General features: G+C 71.8%; 2 protein-coding genes (1 of these 2 only partly in view). Both read right to left on the bottom strand.

All coding sequences use genetic code 11. The annotated features are described in order from the left end of the window. Window positions 1–3062 carry the 5' portion of a non-ribosomal peptide synthase/polyketide synthase gene (locus ACL03I_RS05835; protein WP_412805290.1) on the bottom strand. Its footprint begins 22387 nt before the window's first position, so only the first 3062 of its 25449 coding nucleotides appear in the window; the start codon lies at window positions 3060–3062; the stop codon falls past the left edge of the window. Further along, entirely contained in the window at window positions 3062–20851 is a 17790-nt protein-coding gene (locus tag ACL03I_RS05830) for a non-ribosomal peptide synthase/polyketide synthase (RefSeq protein WP_412805289.1), read from the bottom strand. Before ACL03I_RS05830 ends, ACL03I_RS05835 begins: the two co-directional genes overlap by 1 nt.

Here is a 20851-nt window from a genome sequence, read left to right as displayed (position 1 = left end):
GCGTGCGCCACCAAGTCGGCGAAACCGCGCGCGGCGTCCACTTCGGTGCGCAGCACGAGGGTGTTGACGAACATGCCGACCAGGTCGTCGAGTACGGCCTCGCCCCGGCCCGCGACCGGTGTGCCGATAGCGATGTCCGCGGTGCCGGACAACCGGGCCAGCAGGGCGGCCAGCGCCGCGTGCAGCACCATGAACGGTGTCGCGCGAACGCGCGCGGCGATCGCCTCGACGGCGGAGCGCAGCGCGGCGTCGACGGCGAACTCGTAGGTGGCGCCCTGGTACGAGGGCGCGGCCGGACGCGGCCGATCGGCGGGCAGATCCAATTGCGCGGGCAGCTCGGCCAATTCGGCGCGCCAGAAGGCGAGCTGGCGCGCCGCCACGGAATCCGCGTCGGTCTCCGCACCGAGGACCCGTTGCTGCCACAGCGCGTAGTCCGCGTACTGCACGGCCAGCGGAGTCCACTCCGGCCCGCGGCCGTCGCGCCGCGCGGCATAGGCCGTGGCCAGGTCGCGCATCAGGGGCACGAGCGAGACGCCGTCGGCCGCGATGTGGTGGACGACGAGCACGAGCGTGTGGTCCTCGGGTTCGCAGCGCAGCAGGCGCACCCGCACCGGGATCTCCTCCGCCACGTCGAAGCCCTGGCTCGCCGCCCGGCGGATCGCCGCGGCCAACCGCTCCCGCGGCACCTCGGCGGGCGTCAGGTCGAACACCGCGTGTACGCGTCGCACCGATTGCGCAGGCCCGTAGGCGGTCTGCGGATACACGGTGCGCAGCACTTCGTGCCTGGCCACCAGATCGGTGATCGCCGCCGACAGCGCGGCGACGTCCAGCGGGCCGCGCAGGCGCAGCGCCACCGGGATGTTGTCCACGGCGGCGGCGCCCAGCTCGCGGGCCTGATCGGTGTCGGCGCCGAACCGGTTGAGGAACCACATGCGCCGCTGCGCGGGCGAGAGCGGAACATGCTCCGGGCGCGGACCGGCCACCAGCGGCGGACGCGCCGCGGCCGGGCGCGCCGACGCGACCACCGCGGCCGCGGTGGGACGAGCGAAGAAATCGCGCACGTCCACGGTCGCGCCGATGGCCGCGCCGATCCGGGCGATGGCTCGGGTGGCGAGCAGCGAATTGCCGCCCAGCGCGAAGAAGTCGTCGTCCGCGCCCACGCGCGGCACGTCCAGCAGTTCGGCGAAAATCGCGGCGACCGCCGTCTCCGCCTCGGTCTCCGGCGCCCGATAAGCCGTCGTCCCGGAATCGAATTTCGGCTCAGGAAGCGCTCTGCGGTCCAGCTTGCCATTGGCGTTCAACGGCATCGCCGCCAGCGCGACGAGCAGCGTCGGCACCATGTACTCGGGCAGCTCGCGGCGGACGGAATCCAGTACCTCGGCGGTCTCGACAGCGTCGCCGACCACGTAGCCGACCAGTTGATCGCCGCTCGTGTGCCGGTGCAGCACCACGGCGGCCTGGGTGACGCGCGGGTGGCGCAGCAGCGCCGCCTCGATTTCGCCGAGTTCGATCCGCAGGCCGCGCAACTTCACCTGGAAGTCCGTGCGGCCCAGATACTCCAGCTCCTCCGGCCCGCCCTCCACCCCGGGCGCCCAGCGCACCAGGTCGCCGGTGCGGTACATCCGCTCCCCGGCCGGTCCCTCGGGGTTCGCCACGAATCGCTCGGCGGTCAGGCCTGGCCGGGCGACATAACCGCGGGCCAATTGCACGCCTGCCAGGTACAGCTCGCCGACGACGCCGCGCGCCACCGGACGCAGGCTGTCGTCGAGCACCAGCAACTCGGTGTCGTCGGCGGCGACGCCGATCGGCACGCCCGCCACGTCCGCGCCGGTCACCTCGTGCGCGGTCACGTCGACCGCCGCCTCGGTGGGCCCGTACAGGTTGTGCAGCGTCGCCCCGCAGACGTCGCGGAAGGCCGCGGCGGTGGCGGCCGCAAGCGCCTCACCCGAGGCGAAGACCAGCCGCAGCGAGTCCACCGCGACCGACTCGGCGACGAAGACCGCGAGCATGGACGGCACGAAATGCGCCACCGTGACACCGTTTTCGGCGATCGCACGCGCCAAGTACGCCGGGTCCCGATGACCGTCCGGCTCCGCGACGACCAGCCGGGCGCCGACCTGCAACGGCCAGAAGAACTCCCACACCGACACGTCGAAGGTGAACGGCGTCTTCTGCAACACCACGTCGTCGGCGCGCAGCCGGTACATCCGTTGCCGCCACCGCAGATTCGCCACGATCGCGCGGTGCGACACGGCGACGCCCTTCGGCCTGCCGGTCGAGCCGGACGTGAAGATCACGTAGGCGAGGTCGTCGGCCGACCGGGCGACCGCGGGCGCTTCCGGCGTGGGCGAGCCAGCGAATTCGTCGATCCGCAGCGTCGCGACCGCACCGCCCAAGTCGGGCTCGTCACGCGTGGTGGTCAGCACGAACACCGGCTCGGCGACCACGAGCACGTAGCCGATGCGGTCGGCCGGATGGTCCGGGTCGATCGGCAGGTACGCGCCGCCCGCCCGCAGGATCGCGTACATGCCGACCAGCAGGTCGATCGAGCGCCGCACGGCCAAGCCCACCAGCGAGTTCCGCCGCACGCCGAGTTCGACCAAATGGTGGGCCAGCGCGTTGACTCGGCCGTCGAATTCGGCGTAGGTGAGGGTGATTCCCGCGTATTCGACGGCGATCGCGTCCGGAGTCCGCCACACCTGCTCCTCGAACAGGCTCACCAATGTCTCGACCGGCGCGGTGGTGGTCGCCGGAAGGTCGGGCGCGGCCGCGAGCGCGTCGTCGAGCAGCGCGTCCAGCACCGCGCCGAGCGCGCCGTCACCGGATTCCAGCAGCGCGGGCAGTCGACCGGAGACCACCACCGGAACCAGCGCCTCCGCGCCCACCCCCGCGCCCATGGCTTCGGACAGGGTCGCGAGTTCGTCGGCCAGCGCCGCGTAGGTGACGGTGAGCTCTCCGTGCCGCAACGCCACGCGCTGCGGGTCCAGCCCGGCAACAGTCGCGATGAGACCGGGCAGGTCGTCGATGCCGTAGCCGCGGCGCACGGCGTCTGCGTGGGTCATCAGCGGTTTCCTTCCGAATCGAGGGCCGCCGCCGAGTCGGCGAGCAGCGCCTCGGCGGTGGCGGGCAGGGTCCGCAGCAAGGCCGCCAGACCGCTGCCGCCGAGTGCGGCGAGCAGGCCGGGCACCAACCCCGCGAGCGAGACATGGATCAGGGCTTCGGGTTTGGCCGCAGGGCCCATCGCCTTCGCGACGGACGCGAGCTTCACGTCGAGCTCGCCGAAGGAGACCAGCCGATCGCCGTGCTCGAACGCGGTGGCGGCGGGGACGGCCCGGGCCGCCCGGGCGATCAGCGCGGGCAGGTCCGCCACCGACGCGGTGGGCCGGGGCAGCCGTTCGGCCGCGGAACGGATGTCGATCGCGCGAAGGGCTACCGCCGGATCCGCGGCCACCGCCTCCAGCACCCGCAGCAAGCGGTCACCGAACGCGTGCGCCGTCGGTTCGTCGAAGAGGTCGGTCGCGTAGCCGACGCGTAGCTCCATACCGGCGCGCGCACCGTCGGCGGCGAACTGCTCCAGCACGGTCACCTGGAGGTCGAACTTCGCCTCCGCCGACGTCAGGTCGATCGCCTCGACCGCGAGGCCGGGCAGTTCCACCTCCGCCCGCGGCAAGTTCTGGAAGGTGAGCAGTACTTGGCACAGCGGTGCGTACGAGCCGGAACGGGTGACGCCCAGCACCTCGACCACCTGATCGAACGGGACGTCGGCGTGCGAGAACGCCGCCAGATCCCGCCGGGTGACCTGGCGCAGCAGCTCGCCGAAACTCGCACGGGGATCGACCTCAGTGCGCAACGCCACGGTGTTGACGAACATGCCGACCAGCTCGTCCAGCTCGCGGACACCGCGCCCGGCGACCGGCACGCCGACCGTGACGTCCGCCGCGCCGGACAGTTTCGCCAGCAGCACCGCGAGCGCGCTGTGCACCAGGGTGAACAGTGTGCCGCCGTGTTCGCGGGCCAGTCGCTCCAGGCGTACGGTGCGCTCGGCGTCGATCTCCCGGGTAACGCTTGCCCCCTGCATGCTTCGCCTGGCCGGTCGCGGTCGATCGGTGGGCAGGGCGAGCAGTTCCGGCGCACCGGTCAATTCGGTGCGCCAGAAGGCGAGTTGGCGCGCCAGCAGGCTGTCGGGGTCCGCGCCGTCGCCGAGCAGCTCGTGCTGCCAGGCGCTGTAGTCGCGGTAACGGATCGCGGGCGGGGCCGAGTCCGGCGCGTGTCCGGTGGATCTGGCCAGGTAGGCGCGCACCAGATCGGCGGTCAACGGCGCGATCGAGTATCCATCCGCACCGATGTGGTGCAGCACGACCACCAAGACGTGTTCGTCGGCGGCGGGGGTGAACAGGGCGGCGCGCACCGGCGGCGCGGAAGCGAGATCGAAGGCGGGGGCCACGAATTCCGCGATCCGCCTGTCCATTTCCGCTCGGCCCACCGGAATCGGTGTCAGATCGACCGGCGACGCGAGCACCACCTCCTGGACCGGTCCGTCCTCGGTGTCCGGGTACCTGGTGCGCAGCGTCTCGTGCCGGTCGAGCACATCGCCGAGCGCCGCCGCCAGCGCCGCCACATCCAGCCGGCCGCGCAGCCGCAGTGCCGTGGGAATGTGATAGGCCGACGAGTCCGGTGCGAGCCGGTCGAGCACCCAGATGCGCTGCTGCGCGGGCGCGAGCGGCACCGGCCCGGCATCGGCGCGACGGACCAAAGCGGGCCGGGCCACGCCGCGCTCGGTGGCCGCGATGCGTTCTGCGAGTGCGGCGGGCGTCGGGGCTTCGAACACCGCGGCCACCGCGACATGGCCGCCGAGTGCCGCGCCGAGCCGGGCCGCGAGCCGGGTGGCCATCAGGGAGTTGCCGCCCCTGGCGAAGAAGTCGTCGTCGACGCTCACCGCGTCCACGCCGACGACCTCCGCGAACGCGTCCGCGACCAGGCGCTCCAACGCACCGGACGGCGCGCGGAAGGCCGCCTCGGCGAACGGCGGCTCGGGCAGCGCCGAACGATCGATCTTGCCGTTGGCCGTGAGCGGCAGCGCCGCCAGCACGACGACGGCGGCAGGCGTCATGTATCCGGGCAGTCGCGCGGCCACAGCGGCGCGCAGCGACACGGCCAGGTCGGCGTACCCGACCGGATCCGCCTCCGGCACTGCGGCATACGCGATGAGCCGTGTTCCCGCGCGGTCGTCGGCCTTCGCCACCGCGACGGCCGCGGCCACCCCGGGTTGCCGCAGCAGCGCGGCCTCCACCTCGCCGAGCTCGATGCGGAAGCCGCCGATCTGCACCTGGAAGTCGGCGCGCTCGAGGTATTCCAGGGTGCCGTCGGGACGCCAGCGCACGATGTCGCCGGTGCGGTACATCCGCTCGCCGGCCGCCGCACCGAGTTCCACCGCGAACGGATCGGCCACGAAGCGGTCGGCGGTCTGCGCCGGACGGCGCTGATAGCCGCGCGCCAGCTGCGCTCCCGCGAGGTACAGCTCGCCGGGCACTCCGATCGGCGCGGGCCGCAACCGCCCGTCCAAGACGTAGACCCGGCTGTTCCAGGCGGGCGACCCGATCGGGACGGTGTGCTCCGGCTGAGTGTCGACCGCGAACGCGGTGATCGACACCGCCGCCTCCGTGGGGCCGTAGAGGTTGTCCAGCGCGGTCGTGCCGCTATGGCGGCACAGGAAGTCCACGGCCGTGGCCGACGGCAGCGCCTCGCCGATGGCCAGCACGTGGCGCAGCGTTTCCGGCAGCGCGCCACCCGGCTCGGCCGCCAGCAGCATGCCGATCAGGGCGGGCACCGCGTGCAGCACGGTGACGCCGTGGCGGCGCAGCAGCGCGCGCAGCAGGTCCGGGTCACGTTCGGCGCCGGGCGCGGTGACGATCAGCGACCCGCCGGTGACCAGCGCGGACCAGAACTCCCACACCGACAGATCGAAGGTCGCGGGCGTCTTCAGCAGCACGCGATCGTTCGCGCCGAGGCCGTATCTGTCCGCCAGCCAGACGAGTTGATTGACGATCGCGGCGTGCGGAACCGTCACGCCTTTGGGCACGCCCGTGGAGCCGGAGGTGAAGACGACGTACGCCGGATGCTCGGGACGCAGCGGACCGATCCGGTCCGCGTCGGTGATCGGCGTCGCGGCGAGCCCGGCGACGTCGAGCCGATCGATTTCCATGACAACGCAGTCGGTTTCGAACGGGAACCCGTCGCGCGAGGTGGTCAGGACCACGGCCGGCGCCGCGGTGGCCACGATGTGGGCGATCCGCTCGGCCGGATGGTCCGGATCGATGGGCACATACGCGCCGCCCGCCCGCACCACGGCGTACATCGCGACGACCAGTTCGAGCGAGCGGCGCATCGCCAGCACGACCGTCGACTCCGGTCCGACACCGGACGCGATGAGCCTGCGCGCCAACCGGTTCACCCGCCCGTCGAACTCGGCGTAGCGCAGCTCTTCGCCGGTCGCCGCGTCCACCAGCGCGACCGCGCCTGGGCTGCGCGCGGTCTGCGCGTCGATCAGATCCGCCAGCGTGGCCCGCGGGACCGGCCGCCGGGTCCGGTTCCATTCGGCGAGCACCTGCGATCGGTCGGTCCCGAGCAGCTCGATGTCACCCACCGGCAGATCCGGCCGCGCCGCGATCGTTTCCAGCACCCGGCGCAGTTGGGCGGCGAACCGGAACGCGGTCGCGCGCTCGAACAGATCGGTGGCGTAGCCGAGGGACAGCTCGATGCCGTCGGGCGCGCCCTCGGCGTCGTAGGCGTCCACCGCGAACAGGTGCAGGTCGAATTGCGCTACGCCGTTGTCGAACTCGTATTCGCGAATCTCGAGTTCGGGCAGCCGCAGCTGTCCGCGCTCATGGTTCTGGAACGAGTAGCCGACCTGGAACAGCGGGTGGCGTGCGGTGGAGCGCACCGGGTTGAGCACTTCCACCAGACGTTCGAACGGCACGGTCGCGTGTTCCAGCGCCGCCAAGTCGGCGGCCCGCGCCCGGGCCAGCAGTCCGGCGAACGATTCGCCGCCGTCGACACCGACGCGCAGGACGAGAGTGTTGACGAACATCCCGATGACGTCGTCCAGTTCGGCGGCGCCGCGTCCGGCCACCGGCGTGCCGATCGCGATGTCTCCTGCGCCCGACCACCGCGCGAGCAGCACGGCGAACGCGGTGTGCACCACCATGAACAGCGTCGCGCCATGCCGTCGGCCGAGGGCGGCCAGATCCGCGTGCAGCCGCGCGCCGATCGTGAGCGGAACCTTGTCCCCGCGCAGGGTCTGCCTCGCGGGGCGGGGGCGGTCGGTCGGCAGCGCCAGCTGATCCGGCAGTCCGGCGAGTGTCCGGTTCCAGAAACGGATCTCGCGGGCCGCCACCGATTCGGCGTCGTCCTCGGCGCCGAGCAAATCGCGTTGCCACAGTGCGTAATCGGCGTACTGCACGGTCAGCGGTGTCCAGTCCGGCGCAGCGCCACCACGGCGCGCGGTGTAGGCGACCATCAGGTCCCGCACGAACGGCGCGATGGACGAGCCGTCGGCGGCGATGTGGTGCAGCACCGCGGCGAGCACGAACTCCGGCCGCGCGCCCGTGCCGACCACGCGGAACAATCGCATCCGCACCGGAATCTCGGCGGTGACGTCGAAGGTCGTCTCCGCCAGTTCCCTGACCCGCTGCGGTAGTTCGTCTTCCGGGACATCGATCGGCCGCAGCGCCGGAACGGTGGCGGGTTCGACGAGTTGCACCGGTTCGCCGTCGATCTCCGGATAGCGAGTGCGCAGCGCCTCGTGCCGGGCGACCACGTCACCGAGCGCGGCGCGCAACGCGGGCACGTCCAGCCGACCGGACAGCCGCAGGGCCACCGGGATGTTGTAGGCGGTGGAGGACCGGTCGAACCGATTGAGGAACCACATGCGCTGCTGCGCGGGCGAGAGCGGGACCCGCTCCGGGCGCGGCGCCGCCACCAGCGCGGGCAGGGCGCCTCCCATGGCCACCGCGCTCGCCGCCGCCGCGAGGTCCGCGACCCTGGGAGCTTCGAACAGCGCGCGCACACCGACCGTCCGGCCCAGCGCCGCGCCGATCCTGCTGACCGCTTTCGCGGCCAACAGGGAGCTGCCGCCGAGCGCGAAGAAATCGTCGTCGGCGCCGACGGCGCGCTCCGCGCCCAGCACTTCGGCGAACACCTCCGCCACGACCCGTTCGCTCGGCGTGGACGGCGCCCGGTAGGTGGTCGATTCGAACCGTGGCGCGGGCAGCGCGGCGCGGTCCAGCTTCCCGTTGACCGTCAACGGGATGCGCGGCAGCGGGACGATCGCGGCGGGCACCATGTGCTCGGGCAGGCGATACACCAGGGCTTGTCGTAGCGCGGCGCTGTCGACGGAGTCGTCCGCGACGACCGCGTACGCGACGATGCGCGGTTCGTCCACCAGATCGGTGCGCACCACCACGGCCACTTCCCGGACCGCTTCGGACGCCTCGAGCAGCGCGGCCTCGATCTCACCGAGCTCGACGCGGAAGCCGCGCAGGTTCACCTGCTGGTCCGCGCGCCCGAGATACTCCAGCTCGCCGTCGGCGGTCCAGCGGGCCAGATCGCCGGAGCGGTAGGTGAGCGCTCCGTCGCCCGCGTACGGGTCCGCGACGAAGCGGCCCGCGGTCAGGGCGGGACGGTGCAAGTAGCCGCGCGCCAATTGGCCGCCGGAGACGTAGATCTCGCCGGGCACGCCGACCGGGACCGGCCGCAACCGGTCGTCGAGCAGGCGGACGGTCAGTCCGGGCAACCCCGCGCCGATCACGCCGGTCGAGCCGGTGTGCCCGTCGATCTCCCGATAGGACACGTGCACCGTGGTCTCGGTGATGCCGTACATGTTCACCAGGCGCGGCGCGTCCGGGTAGCGGGCGAACCAACCACCGAGGCGCTGCGGCTCCAGCGCCTCGCCGCCGAAGACGACGACCCGCAACGCGAACGCGGCGGGTTCCGGCTCGGCCAGATCGGCGGCGACGAGCTGATAGAACGCCGACGGGGTCTGGTTGAGCACGGTGACCCGCTCGGCGATCAGCAGCTCACGGAACTGCCGCGGCGAGCGCGAGGTGTAGTAGTCGACCACCACCACCGTCGCGCCGGACAGCAGCGGTCCCCACATTTCCCAGACCGAGAAGTCGAAGGCGTAGGAGTGGAACAGGGTCCACACGTCCGCCGAGCCGAAGCCGAAGCGCCGCCGCGTGTTGTCCAGCAGCCGCAGCACGTTGCGATGCGGCACCACGACGCCTTTGGGCCTGCCGGTGGAACCGGAGGTGTAGATGACGTAGGCAACGTGACCGGAGCGCAGCGGGGCGCGCCGATCCACATCGGTGACCGGCTCGCCGCCGAACTCGACGAGGTTCGGTGCGGCGACGTCGATCACCGGTCCGCCGAACCAGCCGCGCGGCAACTCGGTGGCGGCCCCCGCGATCGCGCAGATCGGCCGGGCATCGTCCAGGACGTATTCGATCCGGTCGTCCGGGTAGGCCGGATCGATCGGCAGGTATCCGCCGCCCGCTTTGAGCACCGCGAGCAGGGCGACCACCAGTTCCGCCGAGCGGGGCAGCGCGACGGCCACCAGTGTTTCCGGCCCGACGCCCGCGGCGATCAGCCGCCGCGCCAGCCGGTTGGACCAGTCGTCGAGTTCGGCATAGGCCAGCGACCGTGCCCCGTCGCGCACCGCGACGGCGGCCGGGTCCAGCGCGGCGGCCCGCGCGAAACGCTCGGCCACACTGCCGGTGGCGTCCGCGACGTCGGGGCCGCCGACCGGCCACTCGTACAAAGCGCGATGCTGCTCCTCGGCGCTGAGCAACTGGATGTCGCCCACGACCACCGTGGGATCGGCGGCGATGGCGGCGAGCACCTGGGTGAACCGCCTGCCGAGAACGGCGACCGACGGCGCGTCGAAAAGATCGGTGGCATAGCGGATTTCGACCTGCATGCCGTCGGCGCGCCCGTCCGGGTCGTTCGATTCGAGCACGGTGAACTGGAGGTCGAACTCGGCCACCGGCGCCTCGAACTCCTGCGCGCGCACCCGTAGATCGGGCAGCTCGAGCTCGGGCAAGGCGAAGTTCTGGAAGGTCAGCGCCACCTGGAAGAGCGGATGACGGTTGCGCGCGCGGGTCGGAGCGAGCATCTCGACGAGCCGCTCGAACGGCGCGTCGGCGTGCGAGAGCGCGTCGAGGTCCTGGTCGCGCACCGCGTCCAGCACGGTCTCGAACCTGGCTCTGGAGTCGACGGCGGTGCGCAGCACCAGCGTGTTCACGAACATGCCGACGAGCCGGTCCAGCGCCGCGTCACCGCGTCCGGCGACCGGGGTGCCGATCGCGATGTCCGCGCCGCCCGACAGCCGGGCCAGCAGTACCGCCAAGGCCGCGTGCACCGTGCTGAACAGCGTGGTCTCGCGTTTGCGCGCCAGCTCGCCCAGCTCGCTGTGCAGGTCGGAATCGATCCGCAAGCGGTGCGTCGCACCGCGATGGGAGGAGATCGCCGGACGGGGACGGTCGGTGGGCAGTTCGAGTTGCTCCGGCAGGCCGTCCAGGGCGCCGCGCCAGTAGTCGAGTTGCCGCTCGGCGTCGGCGAGATCGGCCTGCCAGAGCGTGTAGTCGGCGTACTGCACCGGCAGCGGATCCCACGCGGGCGCTGCCCCGGCCCGGCGGGCCGAGTAGGCGGTCATCAGATCCTCGGCCAACGGACCGAGCGAGAAACCGTCCGCGGCGATGTGGTGCAGCACCAGGGCGAGCGCGTATTCCGCTTGTGGCGCACCGTCGATCGCGAACAGCGCTGCCCGCAGCGGTGTTTCCGTGGTCAGATCGAAAGGCGCGGCCGCCAGCTCCCGAAGCTGTTCCACCAGCTCGGTTTCGGCCACACGCGTGACCGGAAGGTCGGGCGCGGACTGCGGCAGGACCAGTTGTTCCGGCCCGTCCGAGCCGTCGGGGTAGACGGTCCGCAGGATCTCGTGCCGGGCCGCCACGTCGGCCAACGCCGTGGTCATCGCCGCGACGTCGAGCTCACCGGCGAGGCGCAGCGCGACCGGGATGTTGTCGATCGCGGCGGCGGGCCCGGCCTGCTCGTCGGCGTGGAAGCGGTTGACGAACCAGACGCGCTGCTGGGCCGCGGACAGCGGGACGCGCTCCGGCCGCGGGCGGGGGCGCAGCGGGACGCGACCGCCGTCGCCCCGATGCGTTTCGGCGCGAGCCGCCAACGCGGCGACCGTCGGTGCGTCGAACAGCGCCCGCACCGGAATCCGGGTGTCGAGCGCGGCGCCGAGCCGGGCCGCGACCCTGGCGGCGGTGAGCGAGTTGCCGCCGAGGGCGAAGAAATCGTCGTCCAGGCCCACCCGGTCGACGCCGAGCAGCTCGCCGAACGCCGCGGCGACGAGTTTCTGCACGGGCGTCGCGGGCGCGCGGAACCGCGCGGGCTCGATCGCGGGCGCCGGTAGCGCTCGGCGGTCCAGCTTGCCGGAGGCGTTGACCGGGAATTCGGGCAGCACGACGTATGCCGACGGGATCATATACGCCGGGAGACGCCGGGTGAGCGTCGCTTCGAGCGCACCGGGGTCGAGGTCCGCGCCGGACGCGGAGACCAGGTAGGCGACGAGCCGCTCGCCGGTCTCGGTGTCGTCGCGCAGGACCACGACCGCCTGAGCGACTTCCTCCAGACCCGTTAGCGCCGACTCGATCTCACCCAGCTCGATACGCAGACCACGCAGTTTCACCTGGAAGTCGGTGCGGCCCAAGTATTCGAGTTCACCGTGTTCGGTCCACGCCACCAAGTCGCCCGTGCGATACATCCGCGCACCCGGCTCCCCATACGGGTTGGCGACAAACCGATCACTGGTCAGATCCGGACGCGCGACATAACCCCGCGCGAGCTGAACGCCCGCCAGATAAAGCTCACCCGCGACACCCACCGGCACCGGACGCAACCGCGCATCCAACACGAACACCTGCGTGTTGAACACCGGCGCACCAATCGGCACCGACTCGATATCGGCATCCACGACCTCGTGGAAAGTGACGTCGACCGCCGCCTCCGTCGGGCCGTACAAGTTGTGCAGGGACGCGCCGGTCAACTCACGCAACCGATGCGCAGGCTTGGGCGGCAACGCCTCACCCGAAGCGAACACCAGACGCAGCGAATCACACTGCGCGGCAGCCGCATCAGCCACGAACACCGCCAGCATCGACGGCACGAAATGCGTGACCGTCACCTTCTCGGCGCTGATGATCTCGGCGAGATAGGCCGGGTCGCGATGACCGTCCGGCTTCGCCACGACCAGGCGCGCGCCGATCTGCAACGGCCAGAAGAACTCCCACACCGACACATCGAAGGTCGCAGGAGTCTTCTGCAACACCACATCAGCGCCGGTCAACTGGTAGGCCGTCTGCATCCACACCAGGCGATTGACGATCGCCGAATGCGAAACCGCCACACCCTTCGGACGACCCGTCGAACCCGACGTGAAGATCACATACGCCGCATTCGACGGCGCGAGCGTCCCGAGACGATCCTCGTCGGTCAGCGGTTCGCCGGAATAGTCCCCGGTATCGAACAGGTCGACGTCCAGCACCGCCCACATCCCGGTGGCCCGCCCGGACAGGTCGAGCCCGTCCGCGGAGCGGCTCAGCACGCACACCGGCCGCACCGTTCGCAGCATGTCGGCGATCCGCCCGGCCGGATGCTCCGGATCGATCGGAACGTAGACTCCCCCGGCCGCGAGCACCGCGTACAGGGCCACCACGAGATCGACCGACCGCCGCATGCCCACCGCCACCGGCTGGTCCGGCCGCACGCCGACGGACACCAGCAGCCTGGCCAGCCGGTGCACCCGGCTCGCGAACTCGGCGTAGCTGAGCGATGCACCGTCGAAGGTCACCGCGAGCGCCTCGGGCGTCCGCGCCGCCTGCGCCTCGAACAGCGACACGAGCGTCGCGGCCGGATCCACCGGGTGCACGGTGGCATTCCAGGTGCCCAGGATGCGGGCACGTTCCCCTGGGCTGAGCAGGTCGATCGCGCCGACGGGCACCCTCGGGTCGGCGGCCACCGCGTCGAGCACCCGGCGCAAACGCAGGGCGAACGACGCGACGGTAGCCGAATCGAACAGATCGGTCGCGTATTCGAAGGCCGCGGCGAGACCGGAACCGTCCGCCGCCTCCGTCACCGACAGGTGCAGATCGAATTTCGCCGTTCCCGTGTCGATGTCGAGCCCGGAAACGGTCAGGCCGGGCAACTCGAGTTCGGTGCGCGCGGTGTTCTGCAAGTCCAGCATCACCTGGAACAGCGGATGCCTGGCCGCCGACCGCTCCGGCGCGAGCACTTCGACCAAACGCTCGAACGGCGCGTCGGCGTGGGCGAAGGCGGCCAGGTCGCGCTCGCGCACCGCCGCGACCAGGCCGGTGAACGTCAACCCGGCCCGCACATCGGCGCGCAGCACGACGGTGTTGACGAACATGCCGACGAGCTCATCGAGCGCACGCTCGCCGCGACCGGCCACCGGGGTGCCGATCACGATGTCCTGCTGCCCGGTCAATCCGGCCAGCAGCGTGGCGAACGCCGCGTGCAGCACCATGAACAGCGAGGCGTTCGCGCTGTCCGCGATCTCGCGCAACCGGCGCCGCGTAGCGGCATCGATGGTGAAGACATGGCGCGCGCCGCGCCCCGACGCGACGGCCGGGCGCGGCCTATCGGCGGGCAGCGTCGTCACGTCCGGCAGACCGGCCAATTCGCCCCGCCAGAACCGGATCTGCTCGGCCAGCATCGCGTCCGGGTCGTCCTCGCAGCCGAGGACCTCCCGCTGCCACAACGCGTAGTCGGCGTAGTGGACGGCCAGTGGCGTCCAGTCGGGTGCGCCGCCCGCACGGCGAGCCTCGTAGGCGCGCATGAGATCACGGGTGAGCGGTGCCAGCGACCAACCATCGGCGCTGATGTGATGCAAAGCGACGACGAGCACGTGCTGCTCCGCGCCGAGGCGCAGCAGGGCGAGGCGCACCGGCGGCTCGCGATCGACCCGGAAGGGCGTGGCCACCAGTTCGCGAATCCGTTCCGTCAGCCGCCGCTCGTCGACCGATTCCGCGACCAGCTCGACCCGCGCCTCCTCGACCGGGAGCACCAGTTGATACGGAATACCCTCCGCCGCCGGGTAGACCGTGCGCAATGACTCGTGCCTGGCGAGCACGTCGACCACCGCGTCCGCCAGCGCCGTCTGATCGAGCGCGCCGCGCAACCGGATGGCGGCGACCAGATTGTCCGCCACCGAGGCCGCGTCGAACTGGTTCAGGAACCACATGCGCTGCTGCGCGTAGGACAGCGGGATCAGTGTGGGGCGCGCCCCGGCGACCAGCGGCGCCCGTCTACGCGCCCGGCCGCCGGACAGGTGCACGGCCAGCGCCGACACGGTCGGGAACTCGAACAGCGCCCGCACCGGCACCTCGGTGTCCAGCGCGTCCGCCAGGCGGGCCGCGATCTGCGTGGCGACCAGCGAATTCCCGCCCAGCGCGAAGAAATCGTCGTCCGAGCCGACCGGATCAATCCCCAGCACCTGCCCGAACACGTCGGCGACGGTCCGCTCCACCGGCGTGCAGGGCGCGCGGAAAGTCTTCGTGACCGGCACCGGGTCGGGCAGCGCCTTGCGGTCCAGCTTGCCCGACGGAGTCAGCGGCATCGCGGTCAGCGGGACGTACGCGGTGGGCACCATGTACGAGGGCAGCACCGGGCGCAGCCGCTGCTCCAGCTCCGCGGCGAGCCGATCGGGGGCGATCGCGCCGACCACGTAGGCGGCCAGCGTCTCGCCGGAGGGCTGCGCGACGATCCGAACCGCCGCCGCCCGCACGTCGTCCATGGCGAGCAAGGCGGCCTCGATCTCGCCGAGCTCGATCCGCTGCCCACGCAGCTTCACCTGGAAGTCGCCGCGGCCCAGGTACTCCAGCGCGCCGTCGCGGCGGCGGCGCACCAGATCCCCGGTCCGGTACATCCGGCTGCCCGCAGGCCCGTACGGGTCGGCGACGAAACGCTCCGCGGTCAGGTCGGCCCGGCCGAGGTAGCCGCGCGCCAGTTGCACGCCGGACAAGTACAACTCGCCGACCACGGCGTCCGGAACCGGTCGCAACCGTTCGTCCAGGACCATGGCACGGCTGCCCGGCACCGGACGCCCGATCGGCGCCGGACCGCTCGCGGCCGGGTCGACCGGGGCGTACGTGGCGTGCACGGTGAATTCGGTGGGCCCGTAGAGGTTGTGCAGCCGCGCGGGGCTCACAGCGGCGAACGCGGCGGCGGCCTCACCGGTCATCGCCTCCCCCGCGACCAGCACGGTGCGCAGGGACGCGATCGCTCCCGGCGCGGCGGCGTCGGCGAACACCGTGAGCATGGACGGAACGAAGGAGGTCATCGTCACCCGGTGCGCGGCGATGGTCGCGGCGAGATACCGGGGATCGCGGTGCCCGTCGTGGTCGGCGACCACGATCCGCGCGCCCCGGGTGAGCGGCGCGAACTGCTCCCACACCGACACGTCGAAGGTGGCGGGGGTCTTGAACAGCACGACGTCGTTCGCGTCGATCCGGTATTCGTCCGCGATCCACCTGACCTGATTGACCGCCGCGTCATGCTGCACCGCCACGCCTTTGGGACGGCCGGTCGAACCGGAGGTGAAGATGACGTACGCGGTACCGGAAGCGCGCAAGGGGGCGAGACGATGCGCGTCGCCGACCGGCGCGGCGGAGTATTCGGCGACCTCAGGGGCGTCGGCCGTGAGCACCCGTGTTGCGGGTAGCTCCGCGAGCGCGCATCGATCGGCGAATTCCCCCGCCTCCTCCCGGGATCGGGTCAAGACGCACACCGGGCGGGCCGCGGCGATCACCTGCGCGATCCGGGCCGCCGGCTGGTCCGGGTCCACCGGCACGTACCCACTGCCCGCGGTCAGCACCGCGTACGCGGCCACCACGAGATCGACCGAACGCGGCATGCCGAGCACGACCAACCGCTCGGGCCCCACCCCCGCGGCGATCAGCCGACGCGCCAGCCGGTTGACCGCACCCGCGAACTCCGCGTAGGTCAGCCGCCGCTCGGCGTCTAGCACCGCGACCGCGTCGGGGGTGCGCCGCGCCTGTGCCTCGAAGGCGGTGAGCAACGTCTCCGCCGGGTCCTGTGCGCCCGCGACGGCCTGCGCCGCCGCGAGTGCGCGCGCTCGCTCGTCGCGGTCCAGGAGAGGCAGATCGCGCACCGCGATCGCGGGATCGGCGGTGATCGCCCACAAGAAGCCGATCAGCCTGCCCGCGTAACCCGCGATGGTGGCTTCGTCGAAGAGATCGGTGGCGTAGGTGAATTCCGCGGGAACCCCCGCCGGTGCCGAACCTTCCCCGAGTCCGGCACCGGCGGCGTTCTCGGTGACCGTGAGCTGGAGATCCAGCTTGGTCACTCCGGTGTCCAGGGTACTGGTGGCGACCGACAGTTCGGGCAGTTCGAAAGCGATTGCCTCGGCGTTGTCGAAGGCGAGCAGCACTTGGAACAACGGGTGGCGCGCCTGCGAGCGCGGCGGATCCAGCGCCGCGACCACCCGCTCGAACGGCAGTTCGGCATGGCCGAAGGCGGCGAGGTCGTCCTCGCGGACCCGCGCCAGCAAGGCGGTGAAGGGCTCGGCGGCGTCCAACCGGGTGCGCAGTGCCAGGGTGTTGACGAACATGCCGATCAGGTCGTCGAGCGCGCGGTCGCCCCGACCTCCGACCGGGGTGCCGATCACGATGTCGTCGGCGCCGGACAGCCGCGCCAGCAGCGCGGCCAGTGCGGCGTGCGTCAGCATGAAGGTCGAAACGCCGTGCGCGCGGGCGAATTCGTTCATCCGGGCGACCAGTTCGCCGGGGAACTCGAAACCGAACACCGCGCCACGGCCGGAGGCGACCGCAGGGCGGGGCCGGTCGGCGGGCAGGTCGAGCTGGTCGGGCGCGTCCGCCAGCGCGTCGGTCCAGAACGACAGCCGATCGGCCGCGAACGAATCGTCCGAGGAGCCCAGCAACTCGTGCTGCCAGAGGCTGTAGTCGGCGTACTGAATCGGCAGCGGGGCCCATGCGGGCGCGCTGCCGCCGCGGCGCGCCCCGTACGCGGTCATCACGTCGCGGGCCAGCACGCGCAGCGACAGCCCGTCGGCGGCGACGTGGTGCAGGACCAGCGCGAGGGCGTGACTGCCGTCGTCCACCGCGAAGATCCGCGCCCGGATCGGGATCTCACGTTCCAGATCGAAGCCGCGGGCGGCGAACGCGCTCAGCCGCTCGTCGAGGTCGGCGGCGCCGATCGCCTCCGGCGCGGCGGCGATCGGCGCCACCGACAACACGACCTGCCGTGCCGCGAGCCCCGCGCCGTCGGCGGGCAGGAGCGCGGGGAAGATCGTGCGCAGCACTTCGTGCCGGAGAACCAGGTCATCGAGCGCCTGCCGCAGCGCGGTAACGTCCACCGCCCCGCGCAGCCGCACCACGAAGGGCATGTTGTAGCTCGCGCCGGCGCGCTCGAACCGGTTGAGAAACCAGATGCGCTGCTGCGCCGGAGAGAGCGGAACCAGCGGCGGCCGTGGCCGTGCCCGCAGCTGCGCGACCAAGGACGCGCCGCCGGATCCACCGGCCCGCTCGACGAGCCCGGCGAGTTCGGCCACCGTGCAGGCGGCGAACACGTCGCGGACTCCGAGCGGGCAGTTCAGGTCGGCGGACAGCCGCGCGGCGACCTGCGTGGCCACCAAACTGTTTCCGCCGAGTGCGAAGAAGTCGTCGTCGCGACCGACCAGCTCGTTACCGAGCACTTCGGCGAACACCCGCGCGACCGCCAGTTCCACAGGGGTGGCGGGCGCGGTGTAGCCCGTCGAAGTTCTGCTCGGGGCAGGTAGAGCGGCGCGATCCAACTTTCCGGACGCGTTCACCGGCAATGTGTCGAGCACCACGTAGGCGGCGGGCACCATGTACCCGGGCAGCGCCTCGGCCGCCACGGCGCGCAGCCGCTCCGGACGCACCGCGCCGGGAACCGCCGCCACGACGTAGGCCACCAACTGCTCGCCGATCCCCGCGTCGTCGCGCACCACGACCACCGCGCGGGCCACCTCGTCCACCCCGGCGAGCACGGCCTCGATCTCGCCGAGTTCGATGCGCAGACCGCGCAGCTTCACCTGGAAGTCCGTACGGCCGAGATACTCCAGCTCGCCGTGCGTGGTCCATCGCACCAGGTCACCGGTGCGATACATCCGGTTCCCCGCCTGTGCGGGCCCGCCGAACGGATCGGCTACGAACCGCGCCGCGGTCAGTTCCGGTCGAGCCACATAGCCCCGGGCGAGCTGTACCCCCGACAGATACAGCTCACCCGGCGCCCCGACCGGCACCGGCCGAAGCCGCGAGTCGAGAACATGAAGCCTGGTGTTGAACACCGGCGCGCCGATCGGCACCGAGAGGGTATCGGTGTCGGCGACTTCGTGAAAGGTGACGTCGACCGCTGCTTCCGTCGGACCATACAGATTGTGCAGGCGAACGCCGGTCATGGCGCGCAGCCGCTGAGCGAGCGCGGCGGGCAGCGCCTCCCCGGAGGCGAACACCGTGCGCAGCGGCGTGCGGAACGCGACATGCTGATCGGCGAGGAACGCCGCGAGCATCGAAGGCACGAAATGTGCTGTGGTGACTCCGTATTCGTCGATGACCCGACGCAGATAAGCGGGATCGCGGTGCCCGTCCGGCTGGGCGAGCACCAGCGTCGCGCCGATCTGCAGCGGCCAGAAGAATTCCCACACCGACACGTCGAACGTGGCCGGAGTCTTCTGCAGCACAACGTCTTGCGCCGATAGTCGGTAGGTCTGCTGCATCCACACCAACCGGTTGACGATCGCGCGGTGGGTGATGGCGACGCCCTTGGGCAGACCGGTCGATCCGGAGGTGAAGATCACATACGCCGGATGCTCCGGCCGCAAGGCCGCGACTCGTTCCCGGTCCCATATCGGCCCCGCCCCGACCGTCTCGTCGGCTCGGTCCACCCGCACCACCGGCAGACCGGACAGCTCCGGCGGCCGCTCGTCCCCGGCGATCAGCACGCAGGCCGGACGGGCCGTGGCCAGGATGTGCGCGGTGCGCTCGGGCGGGTGATCCGGATCCAGCGGCAGATAGGCGCCGCCCGCGGCGAGCACCGCGTACATCGCGACGACCAGCTCCGGCGAGCGCGGCAGGCGCAGCGCCACCAGCGTTTCGGGCCCGACGCCGAGCGCGATCAGCGTGCGGGCGAGCCGATTGGCGCGCGCGGCGAGGTCCCGGTAGGTCAGGTCCGGCGCACCGGCGGCCCGCAGCGCCACCGCGCTCGGCGTGCGGGCCGCCTGCGCCTCGAACATCGACACCAGCGTCGCCACGGGAGCGAAGGCCGCGGAGCGACCCGGCAGCTGCGCTTCCACGTCGAAACCCGTCTCGTTCCAGATCCGGGTGCTGACCTCGAGTTCCAGCTCGGTCGCGACGTCCACGACGGCGAGCGCGGTGTCCGGCTCGGTGGCGACCAGGCGCTCCAGATAGCGGAGGAACCGGGCGTGCTGCCTGGCGACGTCGTCGGCGGTGTACAGGTGCGGATTGGCCTCGAAGTCGACGTGCACCCGGTCCCGGTCGCCGTAGTAGACGTTGAGACTCAGGTCCTCGACCGGACCGGTGGACAACACGTGGTACCGCCCCACGGTGGCGCCGAGGGTGAGATCGCTGCGGAACAGCATGATGTTGGCCAGCGGACCGAACAGCCCGCGGCGCGCCGGACCGGCGGCGCGCTCGGTGTCGCGCTGGATGTCCTCGTGGCGGTAGCGCTGGTGGCGCAGCGCCCCCGCGACCTCGACGCGGGTGGCGCGCAGCAACGCGCCCCAGCTGCCGTCGACCGGCAACCGCAGCGGCACGATGTTCGACAGCATGCCGGCCGAGCGCCGCAGCGCCGCGGTGGTGCGCGCGGTCACCGGCAGGCTCAGCACCGCCTCGTCCCGGTCGGTCAGTCGTGCCAGGTAGGCGGCGAACGCCGCGAGCAGCACCACGGCGAGCGTCGAATCCTGGCTCGCGGCAAGCGCGTTCATCCGTTCGACGAGTTCCGGCGTGAGCGCTCGCCCGGCGATCAGGTTGGTCGCGCCACGGGGTGCGGAGCGACCGGCGAGGCTGGTCGCGCCGTCCAGCCCGGCCACCCGCCCGGCCCAGTGCGCGCGATCGGACTCGAACCGGGGGCTGCTCCGGTAGGCGAGTTCGGCCTGCGTCAACGAGGCGAGCGTCCCCGGCCGCACGGCCTCGGGTTCGGTGCCGAGCATCCGCGCGGTGTACCGCTCGGCCACCCGCATGGTGTTGGTGAGCGCGCCGTAGCCGTCCAGCACGATGTGATGAGCCCGCAGGTACCAGAAGTACCGTCGCTCGGCGACGCGCAATAGGGCGCCCGCGAACAGCCGGTCGGTGCGCAGGTCGACCGGCGCGCTCGCGTCCGCGCGCATCCAGGCGTGCGCCGCGGCCACCGGGTCGGTCTGGTCGCGCAGGTCGATCAGCGGAATGTCGACCGAGAGGCTGAAGTCGACGTACTGGTGCGGGACGCCGCCGGATTCCCCCAGCCGCACCAGCACCGACTCGTACTCGCGCGCCGCCTCCACCGAGACCTCTTGCAGCAGAACGGCATCCAACTCGCCGTGCACGTCCACGTACTGCGCGACGTTGATCGGCGCGTCCGGGTCGAGCAGCTGCGCGTACCAGACGCCGAGCTGCGCGGGCGCCAGAGCGAACGGTTCGGGTGCGATCCGGGACGACTCCGGCTCGACGGAACGCGGCGGCAACGCGCTGGCCCCACCCAACTCCGTATCGTGCAC

Origin of the sequence: Nocardia sichangensis (genome assembly GCF_047200615.1) — a bacterium.
Taxonomy (GTDB): domain Bacteria; phylum Actinomycetota; class Actinomycetes; order Mycobacteriales; family Mycobacteriaceae; genus Nocardia; species Nocardia sichangensis.
The sequence above is the reverse complement of the archived record's forward strand: the minus strand, read 5'-3'. Positions and strand labels throughout refer to the sequence as shown.